This window comes from Geminisphaera colitermitum TAV2, assembly GCF_000171235.2.
In the GTDB taxonomy this organism is placed as follows: Bacteria; Verrucomicrobiota; Verrucomicrobiia; order Opitutales; family Opitutaceae; genus Geminisphaera; species Geminisphaera colitermitum.
In genome coordinates this window covers 1-16,358 of record NZ_ABEA03000189.1, presented here as the reverse complement: position 1 = coordinate 16,358, position 16,358 = coordinate 1, and the positions used below count along the sequence as shown (strand labels likewise).

The 16,358-nt window shown below is 61.5% G+C and carries 15 protein-coding genes and 1 pseudogene; 1 reads left to right on the top strand and 15 read right to left on the bottom strand.

Going from position 1 to position 16,358, the window contains the following annotated elements:
* Positions 1 to 12: 12 nt before the first annotated feature.
* The 14 genes and pseudogenes from OBACDRAFT_RS22080 to trpA form a co-directional block, all read right to left on the bottom strand.
* On the bottom strand, positions 13 to 705 hold the full coding sequence (locus OBACDRAFT_RS22080; protein WP_043589079.1) for a c-type cytochrome: 693 nt from the start codon (positions 703 to 705) through the stop codon (positions 13 to 15).
* Positions 702 to 1,448 (bottom strand): cbb3-type cytochrome c oxidase subunit II, encoded by a 747-nt coding sequence (locus OBACDRAFT_RS22075; protein WP_043589078.1) that lies wholly within the window; start codon positions 1,446 to 1,448, stop codon positions 702 to 704. Before OBACDRAFT_RS22075 ends, OBACDRAFT_RS22080 begins: the two co-directional genes overlap by 4 nt.
* Positions 1,445 to 2,962 (bottom strand): cbb3-type cytochrome c oxidase subunit I, encoded by a 1,518-nt coding sequence (locus OBACDRAFT_RS22070; RefSeq protein ID WP_043589077.1) that lies wholly within the window; start codon positions 2,960 to 2,962, stop codon positions 1,445 to 1,447. The genes OBACDRAFT_RS22075 and OBACDRAFT_RS22070 overlap by 4 nt, the downstream gene beginning before the upstream one ends.
* Before the next feature lie 14 nt (positions 2,963 to 2,976).
* The gene (locus OBACDRAFT_RS22065) at positions 2,977 to 3,237 is read right to left on the bottom strand and encodes a hypothetical protein (RefSeq protein ID WP_052362373.1); all 261 of its coding nucleotides are present in this window, start codon (positions 3,235 to 3,237) and stop codon (positions 2,977 to 2,979) included.
* The gene (locus OBACDRAFT_RS22060; protein WP_043589076.1) at positions 3,234 to 3,563 is read right to left on the bottom strand and encodes a hypothetical protein; all 330 of its coding nucleotides are present in this window, start codon (positions 3,561 to 3,563) and stop codon (positions 3,234 to 3,236) included. Before OBACDRAFT_RS22060 ends, OBACDRAFT_RS22065 begins: the two co-directional genes overlap by 4 nt.
* A gap of 155 nt (positions 3,564 to 3,718) precedes the next feature.
* Complete coding sequence (locus OBACDRAFT_RS22055; protein ID WP_043589075.1) at positions 3,719 to 5,089, bottom strand: hypothetical protein; 1,371 nt, start codon at positions 5,087 to 5,089, stop codon at positions 3,719 to 3,721.
* 183 nt (positions 5,090 to 5,272) lie between these two features.
* The gene (locus tag OBACDRAFT_RS22050) at positions 5,273 to 5,920 is read right to left on the bottom strand and encodes a c-type cytochrome (protein WP_043589074.1); all 648 of its coding nucleotides are present in this window, start codon (positions 5,918 to 5,920) and stop codon (positions 5,273 to 5,275) included.
* Positions 5,921 to 5,962: 42 nt separating this feature from the next.
* Positions 5,963 to 6,502: a DUF3341 domain-containing protein gene (locus OBACDRAFT_RS22045; RefSeq protein WP_043589073.1), complete on the bottom strand. Its 540-nt coding sequence runs from the start codon at positions 6,500 to 6,502 to the stop codon at positions 5,963 to 5,965.
* A 12-nt stretch (positions 6,503 to 6,514) separates the two neighbouring features.
* Complete coding sequence (nrfD, locus tag OBACDRAFT_RS22040; RefSeq protein ID WP_043589072.1) at positions 6,515 to 7,981, bottom strand: NrfD/PsrC family molybdoenzyme membrane anchor subunit; 1,467 nt, start codon at positions 7,979 to 7,981, stop codon at positions 6,515 to 6,517.
* Positions 7,981 to 8,823 (bottom strand): REP-associated tyrosine transposase, encoded by an 843-nt coding sequence (locus OBACDRAFT_RS31320; RefSeq protein WP_112787797.1) that lies wholly within the window; start codon positions 8,821 to 8,823, stop codon positions 7,981 to 7,983. The genes nrfD and OBACDRAFT_RS31320 overlap by 1 nt, the downstream gene beginning before the upstream one ends.
* Positions 8,820 to 12,174: pseudogene (locus OBACDRAFT_RS31315) on the bottom strand (TAT-variant-translocated molybdopterin oxidoreductase). Before OBACDRAFT_RS31315 ends, OBACDRAFT_RS31320 begins: the two are co-directional and overlap by 4 nt.
* Positions 12,175 to 12,201: 27 nt before the next feature.
* Positions 12,202 to 12,858 carry a cytochrome c3 family protein gene (locus tag OBACDRAFT_RS22020; RefSeq protein WP_043589070.1) on the bottom strand — a complete coding sequence of 219 codons (657 nt, stop codon included), beginning with the start codon at positions 12,856 to 12,858 and terminating at the stop codon, positions 12,202 to 12,204.
* Between the two features lie 35 nt (positions 12,859 to 12,893).
* Complete coding sequence (locus tag OBACDRAFT_RS22015) at positions 12,894 to 13,142, bottom strand: hypothetical protein (protein ID WP_043589069.1); 249 nt, start codon at positions 13,140 to 13,142, stop codon at positions 12,894 to 12,896.
* Between the two features lie 380 nt (positions 13,143 to 13,522).
* Positions 13,523 to 14,344, bottom strand: coding sequence for a tryptophan synthase subunit alpha (gene trpA / locus OBACDRAFT_RS22010; RefSeq protein ID WP_043589068.1), 822 nt, complete (start codon positions 14,342 to 14,344; stop codon positions 13,523 to 13,525).
* Positions 14,345 to 14,691: 347 nt separating this feature from the next.
* On the opposite strand from trpA, the gene OBACDRAFT_RS22000 reads away from it, so the two are divergent.
* Positions 14,692 to 15,714 carry a PDDEXK family nuclease gene (locus OBACDRAFT_RS22000; RefSeq protein WP_043589066.1) on the top strand — a complete coding sequence of 341 codons (1,023 nt, stop codon included), beginning with the start codon at positions 14,692 to 14,694 and terminating at the stop codon, positions 15,712 to 15,714.
* A 66-nt stretch (positions 15,715 to 15,780) separates the two neighbouring features.
* Here the strand turns inward: OBACDRAFT_RS22000 and OBACDRAFT_RS21995 are convergent.
* Positions 15,781 to 16,358: ABC transporter substrate-binding protein (locus tag OBACDRAFT_RS21995; RefSeq protein ID WP_043589065.1), on the bottom strand; the 578-nt coding region annotated here is incomplete at its 5' end.

The following is a 16,358-nucleotide window of genomic DNA, read 5'->3' as shown; positions in this document are numbered from 1 at the left end:
AGATTCCTAATGTCACTGGACTTTTTCCAACTCGGGCTGGGTCCAAGGGGTCTTGCGGTCGGCGGCGGCGGTGGTGCGGATCTCCTTGACCTTATCGGTAGTGATGGGCGGGGCGGTGTTGCCCCATTCTTGGCGGATGTAGGTGAGGACTTGGGCGATGCGGTCGTCCTTCCAGTTATAGCCGCCGCCGGGGCCGAATGCTGGCATGTTGCCGTTGAACGTGTCGCCGTGGACTTTGAGTTCGCCGGTCAGGCCGTGCAGAAGGATGCGGATGACGCGTTCCTCGCTGCCTTGCACCCATTCGGAACCGGCCAGCGGGGGATAGGTGCCTTTGAGTCCCTGACCGTTGGCTTGATGGCAGGTGGAGCAGGTTTGGTAGGCTTTTTTGCCTTGGGCGATGATTTGCTCGGGAGTGAGTTGCACGGGGCCGGCGTTGGCGGAGGCGAGCTTGGGGTCGTAGCGTTCGTCGTAAACGAGGGGATCGAAGTCGCCCCGGTAATGAACGAGATAAACCGAGCAGATAAAAATCATCGCGGAGATGAACCCGAGCAGGAACAGAGGCATGGGCCGGTAGCCTTCGCTGGGTTCGGGTTTTTCGCGGATGAGGATGGAGTGGACTTGCTGGATGCTCTCGTCGGTCGTGGCGGCTTGTTCGAGCTTGGGATTGGTGTTGCCCGAGGGGGGGGGGGGGGGGAGGGGGCTCATTTTTTGTCCTCCTTGGTTGCGGGCTCTGCCTTGTCCGCGGGCTGGGCTGTGGCGTCGGCGGGCTTGTCCGTTTTGGGCGGGGGGGGCTCGACGTAAACGCGGCGGGCTTCTTCGGGGTAGGTGTAGCTGTCGTTGAGGCTGAGCAGGTATTGCACGAGATCCTGCGCGCGCTGGCTGGGGACGAGTTCGTAGCCGGGTTTGTCGAGGCCGTAACGGGCTTTTTCCTCGGCGGTGAAGAGGCGGTCGATGGCCTTGGCGGAGGGTTCGCCGACAACGGGTTTATAGTCGAAGAGGAACCGGTAGGGCTGCATGATCGATCCGGGCGAGGTGAGCACGGGGTCGTAGAGGTGCTTCATGTGCCAGTCGATGCCGCCCTGGCCGGCGTAGCGGGCGCCGACGTTGCGGAGGTCGGGGCCGGTGCGCATGGTGCCGAGATACACGCGTTGCTCGCGGATGTAGTCGCGCGCCACGCTCTGGCGTTCGCCCCAGCCGCGTTCGATGTCCACGCCGTAGCCGGGGCGGCGGACTTGCTGGGTGTGGCAATACACGCAGCCCATCTCGCGGTAAACTTCCTTGCCGCGCGCAGCGGCGCCGGGGAGTTGGAGCGGGTAGCTTTTGCCTTCGTCGTCGTCGCGCACGGGCGTGAGTTTGCCGTAGCTGATCTGGTTGGTGAGCACGATACCGGTCCAGGAAAAGGCCAGCGTCACGAAGATGCCGAGAAAGAGGAGTGGTGCGCGGTTCATCGGGCGTTGACCTCCATGGATTGTCCCGTGGTGAAGAGGGTGGGCGCGGTGGCACCGGGGGGGCGTTTGCGGATGAGGAGCCAGACAAAGTTAACGGCAAAGGCCACGTGGCCGACGGTGATGAGGATGCCGGCGTAGGTGCGGATTTCGAGCCAGGGGATCGTCACGCGCACGGTCTCGATGAAGGCCACGGGGTCGTCGCCGGTTTGCTGCGGCATGCCGAGGGCGTGGGCGAGTTTGGGCGCGTTGAGGAGCAGGCCTTGCAGGACGCCGCCCCAGGTGAGGGCGAGGATGTAGCAGATGATGCCGACCGCCGTAGCCCAGAAGTGGATACTGATAAGGCGGGCCGAGGGCCACTCCTTGAGGACGAGGCGAGGCATGATGTAGTAAATGGCGCCAAACATCACCATGGTGAAGAAGGCATACATGCCCCAGTGCGAGTGGCCGACGGTGTACTGGGTGAAGTGGGTGATCTCGGAGAGGTTGCGCAGCGACATGGACGAGCCTTGGAGCGAGACGAGGGTGTAGTTGACCGCGCCGAAAACAATGAAGCGCAGGGTGGGGCTGGTCTTCAGCGCGCCGAAACTGCCGACCATGGTCATGTGGTGGTTGATGCCGGTGACGATGACGGGGACGGTCATCATGAGGGAGGCGACGATGCCGCAGGACTGCACCCACACGGGGACGGGGCCGCCGATGAGGTGGTGGACGCCGGCCCAGTTGTAGAAAAGCGCGAGGGACCAGAAGCCGAGGAGGGAGAGGTAGTAGCTGTGTATTGGTTTACCCAATACTTTGGGCAGGAAATAATACACGGCGCCGAGGCCGATGGGGGTGAACCAGAGTCCGAGGACGTTGTGGGCGAACCACCAGTTGACGAGGCTCTGCACGGTGCCGCGCGCGGGGGCGAAGATGAGCATGATCTGCGCGATGGAGTAGAGCCACGGGAACCAGAAGAGGGCGGCGAGGATGTACCATTGCGAGACGTAGATGTGCTGCGATTTGCCGAAGCGGAAGGTGAGGACTGCCCAGGCGCCGATCATGGCGTAGGCGACGAAGAGGAGGGGCGTGGCGTAGGTGGGCATCTCCAGCCATTCGATGGAGGTGGAGTCGCCGCGCATGATGCCGACAATACCGATGGTGACGCCGATGTTCCAGAATGCGCCGGCGATGAAGAGGAAACCGGAGTAGCGGATCACGGAGCGCGAGAGGCGCGCCATGAGCCAGAAGGCGACGGCAATGGCGGCGTTGGTGGCCCAGCCGTAGATGACGGTATTCAGATGGACGGTACGGGCGTGGGGAAAGGAGAGGCACTCGATGTCCGCAATGAAGCTGGGGAGGTGGAGTTTGATCGAGGCGATGAGTGCGAAGAGTGTTCCGACGAGGAGCCAGGCAATGGCGGAAGCGAGGAAGAAGATCGCGGGGGCGCGGGCGGAGGCGTCGATCTCGCTGAGTTCGGCCCGGATGGCGTGGTCGGCGGCGGACGGCGGCGTGGCAGTGAGGGAAGAGGCGGACATTAACGGGTCAGGGTTTAGAGTTTAGTGTCTGGAGTGGGCGGGGGCTGGGATGTTTTTTCCTGGTTGGTTTTGCCGGGAAAATAGTCGGTCTGCGTGCCGATGGGTTCTTTGTCGTCGAAGATGGTTGTGGCGCCGCGTTCGAGGTTTTGCAACTGGCCGTGCCGCGAGGCCCAGTAAAGGGCATAGGCGGCGGAAGCGAGCAGGAGCAGGGTGACGGGAAACGCGACCGCGTAGAAAAACCATTCCATGGTGCCTCCGGTGGTTGTCTCGGTCATTGGGATGCCTCCTTGGTTTGCGCGGCGGAGAGGTCGCGGACGGTGAGGCGCACGGCTTCGTCGATGGGGATGCGCACGATGCGTTTTTCCTGGTCGATCCAGGCATAGCTGGTGGCGGCGGCGTGTTCCTTGGCGCGCATTTCGTTGAGTCGGGCGAGGCGTTCCGCGGGCGTGAGGGTGCCGTTGTCGGCCTGGATCGCGGGCGGTTTTGATGGAAGATACGCGATGAAGAGAATGAGCGCGAAGATGGCGAAGCCGGCCACGATGGCGGCAAGCGTGAGGAGGAAGGGGGTGGGCTTGGCAGGAGCGGCGGCGGCGGTGCTCATGGGATTGTTCAAATGGAGGTCGTGTTGGTCTGTCCCGGTAGGGAGGCCTCTCCGAGGCCTCCGTCGAGCGTGGTTGAGTGATTCGGATGTCGATGGTGAGTGAGGCGTGGTTGCGGAGGCCTCGGAGAGGCCTCCCTACCGGGAGAAATCATGATTTAATGATGTGTGAGGCATTCGCTGATGCGGGGGTCGCGGATCGGGATGAGCTTGGCGGTGGGGAAGCTGCGGAGGTAGGACCATACGCAGATGCCTCCGATGCCGATGAGGGCGGTGACAACCCAGATCAGGCTGTCACTGAAAAAGGGATACGGGTTGCCGCCTTCGAGTCCGCCGGTGGCGAGTTTTTTGGAGGGCAGGATGTTGTAGATGACGTCGATCAGAAACGCGAAGGTGATGAACCAGCTCATGAACTTCATCCAGGGTTTGCAGATTTTGGCCGGGTAGCTGATGAGCGCGAAGAAGGGGAAAAAGAAGTGGCCGAAGAGGAGGAACATGCCGACCCATTTCCACTGGTTGGGCGAGTTGTCGGAGGGGTTCAGTTCGCGGAGGTTGTACCAGAAGGTTTCCTCGGGGACGTTGGCGTTCCAGATGAGGAAGTATTGGGAAAAGGTGACGTAGGCCCAGAAGACGGTGAAGGCGAACATGAGCTGGCCGATGGAGTGCAGGTGGTTGTCGTTGAGGATGCCTTTGTAGTCTCCGCGCTGCCAGAGCCAGAGCATGATGATGACGCCGGCGGAGAGCGCGGCGCGGGCGCAGCCGGCAAAGTACCAGACGCCATACATGGTGGAGAACCAGTGGTAATCGAGCGACTTGACCCAGAGGATGATGCAGAGGGTGAGCGTGATGGCGGCGAGCGGGAGGCCGAGGGCGGCGTTGAAGCGGTTTTGGTGGGTCCACTTGATGTCGCCGTCGGCGTCTTGCGCGAACGAGGCGCGGCGCAGGCGGGCGGAGAGCCAGATCCAGACGAGGAAGGAGGCGAGGGTGGCGGCAATGAAGAAGTGGGTGTCGAGGAGGCCGGATTTTTTGATCCAAAGGATGTCGTGTCCGACGGTGCCGTGTCCGCCGACTTTGCCGAGGTCGTAGGCGGGGTCCATCCACTTCCAGATGAGCGAGGGGTCGTAGAGGGCGGTGACGATGAGCGGCACGAAGAGGAGCGCGAGCCACTTGAAGGCGGAGAGGCCGTGCTCGAACTGGCGGCGGAGAACGACGGACCAACTGGCGTCAAAGATGTGGTGGATCATGACGAGGAAGAGCATGCCGAGGGCGATGCCGGTCCAGAAGGTGATGCCGACGAGGTAGGAGAAACCGACGGTCTTGAGTCCCGATAAGATGAGTCCGGCGGCAGTGGCGGCGAGTCCGGCGATGCCGACGAGGAGCGCACGGTTGGCGGCGGCAGTGGCTGGTACGGGCATGACGCCAGCGGGCGCAGCAGCAGCGGGAACGGCGGCGGCGGGGGGGGGGGGGACGCTGGCGGCGGAGTTCGTCGGCGCGACGGTGCTTGAGGCGGTGGCGGCGTGGGTGCTCATTGATTGGATATCCACGAATTGGATACGGTGGCGTTTAAGGTGTCCGGCAGGGAGGTCTCTCCGAGGCCTCCGTCGTGCGTGGTTGAGGGATTCGAAATCAAGAGGTGGGTGCTGCGTGGTTGCGGAGGCCTCGGAGAGGCCTCCCTACCAGGATGTGTGTGCTGTAGGTGTGAGGGGGGCATGTTACTTCAATCCGAGTTCGGTGCGGTGGGCGGCGGGGACGTCGGCGGGCGTGGCGTGCTGGGCGCGTTGCAGGGCGCGAACGTAGGCGATGACGGCCCAGCGGTCGTGGGCGTCGAGTTTGTCGGCGTAGGAGAGCATGTTGCCCTTGCCGTGGAGGATGGTGTTGTAGATCTCGCCTTCAGCCATGATGCGGAGGCGGTCGTCGTGATAGGTAGGGGTGGCGCCCATGCCGTAGGCTTTGGTGATGCCGTTGCCGTCGCCGAGCGCGCCGTGGCAGGGGGCGCAGTAAATGGCGTAGCGTTCGGCGCCGCGTTCGAGGAGGGCGGCGGTCACGGGGGCTTGGGAGGGGAAGCCTTTGGCAAAGGTGCCGTCGGTGTTCTTGCCGGCATAATAAGCGGTGTCGGCACGGAGGAAATCGGGGTCGGGCGTGGTGGCGCTGCGTCCGAAGGCCACGACTCCGGCGGGCGCGGGGCGGTCGGTGCGTCCGTCGGCGAAGAATTGCGACTGGGCTTGGGGCTTGTATTTGGCCTGGTGGTCCATGTCGGAAAATATCTCCAGCGGGGGACGCGAGAAGTTCGTGCCGCGGAATCCGAGGATCGAGACCGCGAGCACGACGATGAAGAAGGTGGCGAGATAAACGGTGCGCATGTCGATGCGATGAAGTGGTGTGGTGATGGCGGTAGGCGAGGGTCAGGGTTCCAGTTCGGCGATGGCCTGGCCGCCGGCTTGTTCGAGGAGGGCGCGGGTGCGGGCGGAGTCGAACTTGGGATCGCGCGCCTCGATCACGATGTGGAATTTGTCGTCCATGCCGGTGACGCTGCGGTCGCTCTTGAGGACCGGGTGGTAGTGCATGGGCAGGCGGTTGAGGATAAACATGCCGCCGATGGTGGCAAAGGCGGTGAAGAGGATCGTGAGTTCGTAGCTGACGGGGAAGGCGAACATGGGGCTGAACATGGGTTTGCCGCCGACGATGAGCGGGTAGTCCCAGGCGTTCATCGCCCAGATGCCGGTCATGCCGGTAGTGAATCCGATGATACCGCCGGTGATGGAAAAGCGGGGCACTCGGGAGCGTTTGACGCCCATGGCGGCGTCGAGGCCGTGGATCGGGAAGGGCGTGATGCAGTCCCAGTGGCGGTAGCCGGCGTCGCGGATTTTTTGCGCGGCGTGGTAGATCGCGGGCGCGGTCTCGAAGGTGGCGATCAGGCCGTAGGTTGGATCGGGCGCGGGCATGATTCTGTGGTTTTAGTGTTTGTGGTCGTGGCCGCCGTGGACGTCGGCCTGCGGCATGACGGCTTTGATTTCGGCCATTGGCATGATGGGGAGGAAGCGGATGAAGAGGAGGAACAGCACGCTGAACACACCGAAGGTGCCGAAGAAGGTGAACACTTCCACGATGGACGGGCTGTAGTAACCCCAACTCGACGGGAGGAAGTCGCGGGCGAGCGAGGTGACGATGATAACGAAGCGTTCGAACCACATGCCGACGTTGACGAAGATCGAGAGCACCCAGACGAGCGTGGTATTTTCGCGCACCCAGCGGAACCAGAAGAATTGGGGCGTGATGACGTTGCACGTTATCATGATCCAGTAGGCCCAGGCGTAGTGGCCGAATGCGCGGTTGATGAAGGCAAAGCCTTCGTAGGGGTTCGCGCCATACCAGGCGATGAAGAACTCCATGCCGTAGGCGTAGCCGACGATGGTGCCGGTCGCCAAGGTGATCTTGCACATGCAGTCGATGTGATACTGCGTGATGAGGTCCTGGAGTTTGAAGATCGAGCGCAGCGGGAGCATGAGCGTGAGCACCATGCCGAAGCCGGAGAAGATGGCGCCGGCCACGAAGTAGGGGGGGAATATTGTGGTGTGCCAGCCGGGGATGAGCGAGACGGCGAAGTCGAACGACACGATGGTGTGCACGGAGATTACCAGCGGAGTGGATACACCGGCGAGGATGAGGTAGGCCATTTCGTAGTTGCTCCAGTGGCGGTTGCTGCCGCGCCAGCCCATGGCGAAGAGGCCGTAGAGGGTGGCTTTGAGGCGGTTGCCTGCGCGGGCAAAGCGGTCGCGGAGCACGGCAAGGTCGGGGACGAGTCCCACGTACCAGAAGAGAACGGAAACCGTCGCGTAGGTGGAGACGGCAAAGACGTCCCATTCGAGGGGCGAGCGGAAGTTGGGCCAGATGGCGTTGGAATTGGGAACAGGGAACAGGAAGCCTGGCCAGACGGCGTACCAAACGCGGCCAACGTGAAACACGGGGAAGAGGCCGGCGCAGACGACGGCGAAGATCGTCATGGCCTCGGCGGCGCGGTTGATCGAGGTGCGCCATTTTTGTCGGAGCAGGCAGAGGATGGCGGAGATGAGTGTACCGGCGTGGCCGATACCGATCCAGAAGACGAAGTTGACGATGTCCCACGCCCAGTTGACGGGATTGGCGTGTCCCCAGACGCCGACGCCGGTGGATACGAGGTAGGTGAGGCCGGCGACGGTGAACGAGGCAACGCAGCAGGCGATGGCGAAGCAGACCCACCACCAGGTTGGGGTTTTGGCTTCGATGATGCCGGCGATTTTGTCGGTAACCCAGGCGAAGGAGTGGTTGTTCTCGACGAGGGTGGCGCGCGGCAGGTGCGCGGGCCGGACTTCGTCGAGAATGGCGGGCCGTGGAATGGCAGTGTGCGCGTCGGCAGTGGCGGCGGATGTGTCAGCGTGGGCCATTAGCGGGAAATGGATGGATGAGTGGTGAGTGATGTTGGCGCGGCAGCGCCCGGTAGGGAGGCCTCTCCGAGGTCTCCGGTTGGAGTGCCGTTAGCGGGGCTGGATACGGATGGTAATGGGACAGATTTGGCGGATGTGGCGTTGGGGACGGGCGCAGCGTTTTGCGGAGGCCTCGGAGAGGCCTCCCTACCAGGGGTGGGGGTGGTTTTTAGTTCGTAACCGAAAAGACGATACGGCCAGTCGTCCGGATGTGCGACTAGGTTGGCGCGGACGGGATTGTTGGCGATGTAGGCAATTTTTTCGTTGGCACTTTCATCTTGGCGCAGGCGGTGATCGAAAAAGCCTTCTTGCCAATCAATGTGTTGATGCGTGGCAGTGTGGCGTTTCCAAGAGGCAAGCAGCTTTGTGATGTCTTTATCGAGAGACACTGAAATCACTGCATGCAGATGGTCAGGCATCAAAAGCCAGATGAGTGGATACCAGTTGCCCGATTTTTGATAGAAGCGAACACTGTCGAGAAGTGCCGGGCCGACGCTGGGGCAGGCCAGATGATTGTGCCCGCGTTTTCTACAATTGAGCGTGATGAAAAAGGTGGGGAATTTGATCCATGCCGGAGTTTCGTGATTCAGCCATTTGCGATCAGGTGGCCTTGTGATTAAGGCATGTTGTCCTGGTAGGGAGGCCTCTCCGAGGCCTCCGGTTGGAGTGCCGCCAACGGGGGCTGCTACGGATGGTATTGGGACAGATTTGGCGGATGTGGCGTTGGGGACGGGCGCAGCGTCTTGCGGAGGCCTCGGAGAGGCCTCCCTACCAGGGAATGTAGATGAGGCGTTGTTACTCATCCGTGGTGGCCTCCTGCGGCGGGTGGGTGGTTCTTGGAGTCGTATTCGGTGCGGCTGTACGGCGCGGCGTAGTCGGGCATCGCGGGGTTGGGGTTGCGGAGCTTGCCGAGATACGTGGTGCGCGGTCGGATGTTGAGGTAGCCGAGCAAGGCGTAGTCCTGCTCGCGTGCTTTCGCTTTGGATACGGCGCTCTCCGGATCGCGGAGGTTGCCAAAGGTGACTCCATCGACCGGGCACACTTGCTGGCAGGCAGTCTTGATCGTGCCGTCAGGGATGAGCACGGCGTCGCTGGCGCCGGCTTTGCGTTTTTGCGCGATCTTGGCCTGCTGGATGCGTTGCACGCAGTAGGTGCACTTTTCCATGACGCCTCTCATACGCACGGTGACGTCGGGGTTTTTCACCATTTTGACGAGTTCAGGCATCTGCTTCTGCTCGCCGAGCGGGCCCATGTAGAGCTGGTCGGTGGCGCGCTTGTTCCAGTCGAAAAAGTTGAAGCGGCGGACTTTGTAAGGGCAGTTGTTGGCGCAGTAACGGGTGCCGATGCAACGGTTGTAGGCCATGGTGTTGAGGCCTTCGTTGTCGTGCACGGTGGCGTTGACGGGGCACACGGTTTCGCAGGGGGCGAGTTCGCAGTGCTGGCAGCCCACGGGCATGAGGCTGACTTGCGGGTCCTCGGGAATCTCGCGGTTGCCTTCGCCTCCGAAGGCGGCGCCCTCGGCGCGTCCGTCGGAGTAGTAGCGGTCGAGGCGTATCCAGTGCATCTCGCGTCCGCGCAGGACTTGGTCTTTGCCGACAATGGGTATGTTGTTCTCGGCCTGGCAGGCGACGACGCAGGCGTTGCAGCCGATGCAGGTGTTGAGGTCGATCGACATGCCCCATTGGTGCAGGCCGTCGAACTCGGGCGTTTGGTAAAGCGAGTTGCCGCGGGGGATCGTGGTGACGAGTTCGGCGAGCGGTTTGTCTTTGTCGGGGCCGAGGTTGGCGGGGGCGTGCGACTCCATGCCCATCTGATTGACCCAGGCGAGGTCGGTCTTGCCGCCTTCTTCGTAGTTGGTCTCGCGGACGATGTCGCGACCTTCCATCGACCAGTGCTCCTGCGTGTTGGCGAGGAGGTAGCGGTCAGTGGTGACTTCGATTGTAGCGCCAACGGCAATACAGGGCGCGTCGCTGGTGCGGATGGGATAGAAGTTGTGGCCGGTGCCTTTGCCCACGCGTCCGGAAACGGTGCGGCCGTAGCCAAGGGGGAGGACGATGGTAAAGTTGGAGAGGCCGGGCTGGATTTGCAGGGGGCCGGTGATGGTGCGTCCGTTGAGGGTGACGCGTCCGATGAAGGCGCGTTCTTTGCCGGCGGCGAATTCAGCGGTTTCTTTGCGCGCAACTTGCAGTTTGGAGCCGCCGGGTTCGATGCCGAGGTGACGGGCAAGATGCGGGGAGACGAGGATGGCGTTGTCCCAGGCAACCTTGGTGATCGGGTCGGGGCATTCTTGGAGCCAGCCGTTGTTGGCAAAGCGTCCGTCATCGACTTTGTGGTCGGTGACGAAGCGGACTTCGAGGTTTTGCGCGGAGAGGGCAGGGGGGCGGAGTGTGACGGTGGCGGGGCCGGTGAAGAGCGGGGAGAGTCCGGCGGGGTTGAAGGTGGCGTCGGCCTGCTTGTAGGCGCTGCCTTCGAGGAGGCCGTCGTGGAGGAATTTGCGGAAGGCGGCGTCGGCATCGATCGCGCCTCCCGCTCCTTTGCCCGCGAGCGGGACGAGGGTGTCGTGAACGAGGGTGTAGGGATCGGTTTTTTCGAGGTCGGCGAGGTGGGCGAGGACTTCGTTTTCGGTGAGGCCGTTGAAGAGCGGCTGGATCATCGGTTGCACGGGCACGATGGTGCCGTCGGCGGTGCGGGCATCGCCCCAGGATTCGAGGAAGTGGGCGGCGGCGATGTGCGCGGTGCCTTCGGGCGCGGCGGCGCTGGCGGCCACGGTGGTCTCGTCCACGTAATAGCCGTGGCGGACGATGCGGGGAATTTTTTTGAGGAGGGTGGGGAAGTCGAGGTCGGCGGGCGCGTCGTAGGCGGGATTGCCGCCGAGGATGATGAGCGTCGTCACAGAGCCGCTGTCGATGGCTTTGGCGAGGGTTTGGATCGTGCCGGGGGGGGGGGGAGGGGAGTTGAAGCAGTTCCACGGGGTTGCCGGGGCCGATGTTGCCGAGGGTGGCGTTGATGGCGTGGGCGAGGGCGTGGACTTGCGCGGGGAGGTGCGCGCCGGGGACGATGATGCTGCGTCCGCGGTGCGCGAGGAGGTCGGCGGCGCAGGCGTCGAGCCACGCGTCCTTGTTTTTGAAATCGAGTCCGGCGGCGAGCGGGGCGAATGTATCGGTCTTGGTGATACGGACGTGGAGCGCGGCGATGAAGGCCAGCATGTGGCTGCTGGCAAGGCGCAGGCGGTGGTCGGCCATGGAGCCGGTGAGCGTGAGCGTGCTCTCGACGGCGTAGAGGCGGTTCATCGGGTCGTCGCGTTTTTGGACTTTGCGACCCTTGGCGAATTCGCGGGTATAGTAGAGCGAGCCGGACTCGGCGTGGAAAAAGTCGGAGTCGATGGAGACGATGCGCGCGGCTTTGGCAAATTGGTAGCGGGGTTTGATGTCGGGGTTGCCGAACGCGGCTTGCGCGGCGGCGGGAGGTGGTTCGTCCTGAATGGGTTCGTATTCGGTCCAGGTGGCAGCGGGGAATTTTTTGCGCAGCGCGGCAACGAGGCGGGCGCGGGTGGGTGAGGAGGAGTGACCGGCGAGGAGGGCGAGGCCTGCGCCTTTGTCCTCGGCGTGGTCCTTGGCGATTTTGGTTAACATGTCTTGAATCGCGGCGGGGGTGGCGGCGGCGCGGTTGATGATGTGGGTGGTGGCGCGGTCGGGGTCGTAAAGGTCGAGGACGGTGGCTTGGGCGAGGAGTGTGGTGGCTCCGCCGTAGGGTTTGTAGGTGGGGTTGCCTTCGAGTTTGGTGGGGCGGCCCTGATGCGTCTCGGCGAGGAGGGGGATGGCTCCGCGGCGGTGGGGGAAGGCGGTGGCGTAGTAGAGGGGGAGGCCGGGGATGATGTCTTCGACGGATTTGCCGTAGGGGAGGATGTGTTTTTCGGGGCGGCGGCAACCAGCAGCCAAACCGAGTCCGCCGAGGGCAAAGCCGGCGGCCATGAGCTTGAAGAACTGGCGGCGGTCAACTCCGGCGAGGGTCGAGGCGCCTTCGGGGAATTCGCGTTCGAGTTGTTGCTTGAAGCCGGGCGTGGCGGCGAGTTCGTCGAGGCTGCGCCAATAATTGCGTCCGGAGGGGGTGGTGGCGTTGGTGTCGGGTTCGGGATGGTGAAATTTGCGTTTCATTCGGCGGGCGGTGCGGCGTTGGATGATTTAGCGGTGGCAGCCGGAGCAGCTTTGAGGGGGCATGACGTTCCAATCGTGGATAAACTTTTTGCCGTCTTTGAGTTTGGCGTCGTCGCCGCCGGGGTGTTGCCAGGCGAGTTGGGTGACGAGTTTGGGGTCACGGATGCCAGTGGCGGGGTTGCGGTGGCACTCAAGGCACCAAGCCATGCTGAGGGGTTTTTCCTGACGGACGACTTCCATCTGATCGACACGTCCGTGGCACTCGACGCAGGAGACGCCGCGGGCGATGTGGACGGAGTGGTTGAAATAAACGTAGTCGGGCAGGGCGTGGATTTTGACCCAGGGCACGGGCTGGCCGGATTCGTAGCTGTCGCGCACGGGTTGGAGCAGGGGGCTGTCGGTGCGCACTTGGTTGTGGCAGTTCATGCAGGTCTGCGAGGTGGGGACGGTGGAGGTGGGGCCTTTGTCCACGCCGGTGTGGCAGTAACGGCAGTCGAGCCCGAGCTGGCCGGCGTGGAGGGCGTGGCTGAAGGGGACGGGCTGCGTCGGCGCGTATCCGACATTCGCATACTTCGGCGTGGCGTAGTAGGTGATGGCCGCGGTGGCGATGCCGCCGAGGATGAACAGATACACGATGATTTGCAGCGGCAGCCGGTTGGCTGACTTCGGAAAGAGGTAGGACATAGCCGTTGGTTTTCCCGGGTTGACGACTGTGCCGCTCATTCCGCGCCGGCCGTGCGCGCGATGGCGCGCGGGTCAGGCCGAAGGATGAATGCCGGGGTTTTGTTGCCAAGGCCACCAGAACCAGGACGGCCGGAGCCGGGAGCACCCGGGACTGACGCCTGGGTGGCGACCGCGTTGGCGGTGGAAGATACGGGTTTCGCAAGCAGTCGGGGCATAAGGCCGATGGCGGCCGAGATACCGAGAAGCTTGGCGAAAAAGGTCTTTCGCGAGTGTGGATGGCTCACTGGTCGTGGTTGGTCTGGTTAAAGTCGAAGGGAGAACGAATGCCTGGGTATTTCCAATGTAAACCAAATTTTCTAGAGGCTAGAAGTTGGACACAACTATAAGACAATTTATGCGTAATGCGTCCTCAGACTAATCGCTTTACGAGGGAAGCCCCGGAAAATGAGGTGGGGCGATGTCGCAAAAAATGCGCAGCCTGCGGGGCTGGTGGAGCGGTGTTTTGGGGAGAACTGGAAAAGTTATCGTTTTCACTGATAGCACTGCGACAGGATCGCCTTGGTGGCTAATCGTGCGCTATCCAAATTGGCGACGCTTCGCGTCGTCCGGCGGTTGGAAACCGCCGCTCCTTGCTCCGTTTGTGTAACATCAGTGGTTGATTTTCTCAGGTTTTGGCGCGTCCGACTCCGGCGACGAGGTCGGCGGCCCTGGCTCCGATGGCGGGGGCAATGGCGGAGCGGTTGTCGAGGTTGGCCCGGATGACGTTGACGAGCGCGCTGCCCACGACAACGCCGTCGGCGTGGCGGGCGACTTCCGCGACGTGTTCGCGTTTGCCGATACCGAAACCGATCACCACGGGCAGGGTGGTGCGGCTTTTTATGCGTTGCATGGCCGCGCCCAAGCCGGTGGCGACGGAGTCTTGCACGCCGGTCACGCCTTCGCGCGACACATAATAGATAAATCCCGTGGTGGCCGCGGCGATGGTGGCAATGCGTTCGTCGGGCGTGGTGGGCGCGATGATGAACACGGTGCGCACGCCATGCTGGCGACAGGCGGCGGCGAGGTCGTCCGCCTCCTCGGGGGGGAGGTCGAGCGTGAGGAGGGCGTCGATACCCGCCTCCTTGGCGCGGCGTACGTAGGCGTCGATGCCGTTGGCGAAAACGAGGTTGTAGTAGGTGTAGAATACGAGGGGAGTTTGGGGGAATTCGGCGCGGAGGGTGCGGGCGAGGTCGAAAACGCGCGCGGCGGTCATGCCGCTTTCGAGGGCGCGCTGGGCGGCGAGTTGATTGGTAAGTCCGTCGGCGAGGGGATCGGAGAAGGGCACGCCGAGTTCGAGGATGTCGGTGCCGTTGCGCAGGACGGCGCGGCAGGCTTCGAGCGAGGTGTCGAAATCGGGGTCCCCGGCGCAGAGGTAGGCGACGAAGGCGGCGCGATTTTCGTTGTGGCAGCGTTGAAACGTCTCGGCGATGCGGTCGGTTGCTTTCATTGAGGAGGACCATGGGCGCAAACTTTGCCGCACTTGGCAACGCCGCGCTTGCCGCTGTGCGCTGGGGGGGGGGGGGGCTGGAAGCAATGGTGAGATTCCATGTGAAATTCCTGAATTGCCAGGCAGAGGTGATTGCGGAAGAAAACAAGTCCGACATGCCTCACCCCTTAATCCACTCTCCGCTCCGGCCAATGAGGGAATCCTTCCGTCAAAGGCCGCTTGGTTGTGGAAGGTTTGATTTCACCGAGCCGTCATCTTCGGCGCTTAACTCGCCCAACCTGACCATGATGCCGGCCAAAACACCGTGTTTGGTCAGGGAGATTGTCACTGGTTGATAAAAATTATTTATGTTATATAAAATTACAACGAATCAAGATAACGCGGAAAAACTTGAGCCAATAGCTTTCAAGGATTTTGCAAGCTTTGGGAAGAGTGAAAAAGAATTAGAGGAGCTTGTCGCACAAAATATACTCGGTGTGCTTTATGAAGACACTAGTCTGATGCCGGTTTTTCAAGAACGGCCTTATCAAGCGGAAGCTGATATATATGCCCTTAATGAAAAAGGGGATTTGATTATATTTGAGCTGAAGAGGGCGTCAGCTGGCGAGGGAGCTCTTCAACAAGCATTGCGATATGCTCAAGATGCCGGACAGTGGAGCTATACAACTTTGCAGGAAAACTATAGAAAATATATTGGCAAGGAAATAGATTTGGCACAGGCTCACCGAGAAGCATTTGGCCTAGGCCATGAACTCAGTCCTAAAGAAATCAACAACAAACAGCATTTGGTGGTTATTGGAAGTGCGGCGGATGATGCTCTGATTAATGCGGTGAATTACTGGAGGATTCAAGGGGTGTCTATTGAGTTTTCTCCTTATCGGATCTATGAGTTTGCAGGCGAAAAATACTTTGAATTTTTCTCCCAGCCTTATGATAGACATCAGAATCCTGGTGATGTAAAAGGTGTTCTGTTTGATACTAATCGCAGCTATAATGAGGATTCCGTATGGTATATGATGGAAAATAAATGTGTCGCGGCTTTTGGTGAGGCAAAGCGTTTTATAGAGTATGTTCAGCCTGGCGATATAGTATTTTTTTCGCACAAGTGGACTGGCATCGTTGCCGCTGGACGAGTGAGAAAAGGTGACATTAAAGCTCCAGATGATGATACTCTCCTTCGCAATGTTGAATTTCTTACTCCCGTTCCTAAGCGAGAGAATATATTGAAAGGATTCCCGTTTTCAAGGGTGTCGCTAGTTACAGATAAGAGCTTCTATTGGGCCCGAACAATAAAGGTGCCATATTTGTCCAAAACAGAATCGGATGCTTTGCTAAAGGAACTAAATATATTTCTGAAAGAAGGAACATAACCAGCCGCCAGCACCAACATCTATGTCTGACACGTCTCCCGCTGCGCAGGAACCGTGCTAGTAACCCTATGGCTGTGCGGTCACGTCGAGCGAGACGTGTTTATAGGGATGGTGATCGAGCGGCGTGGGGTGCCAGCCGCGTACGGTGGGGTGGATCAGGAAGACGTGTGTGTAGTGGTAGAGCGGGATGATGGGGGCGGCGTCGAGGAGGAGTGACTCGGCCTCCCGGAGCAGGGCGGCGCGAGTGACGGGATTGGGAGTGCGGTCGGCGCGGTAAAGGAGTTGGTCGTAGGCAGGGCTTTTCCAGTGGGTGAAGTTGTTGGCGCTGGCCGAGGTGAAGAGATCAAGGAAGGTCATGGGATCGGCGTAGTCGGCGGTCCAAGAGGAGCGAAGGAGTTCGTAGCCGCCGGTGCGACGGGCTTCGAAGGTGGCGGTGACCTCTTGGTTGACGAGGCGGGTTTCGATGCCGAGTTCGCGCCGCCACATTTGCTGAAGGGTCTCGGCAATGGCGCGGCGGTTTTCGGAGGTGTTGTAGAGGAGTTCGATGACGGGGGCGTCCTTGCCGCCGGGGTAGCCGGCTTCGGCAAGGAGGGCGCGGGCGGCGTCGGGATTGTAACGAAGGGTGCGGGGGGGGGGGGGGGGCG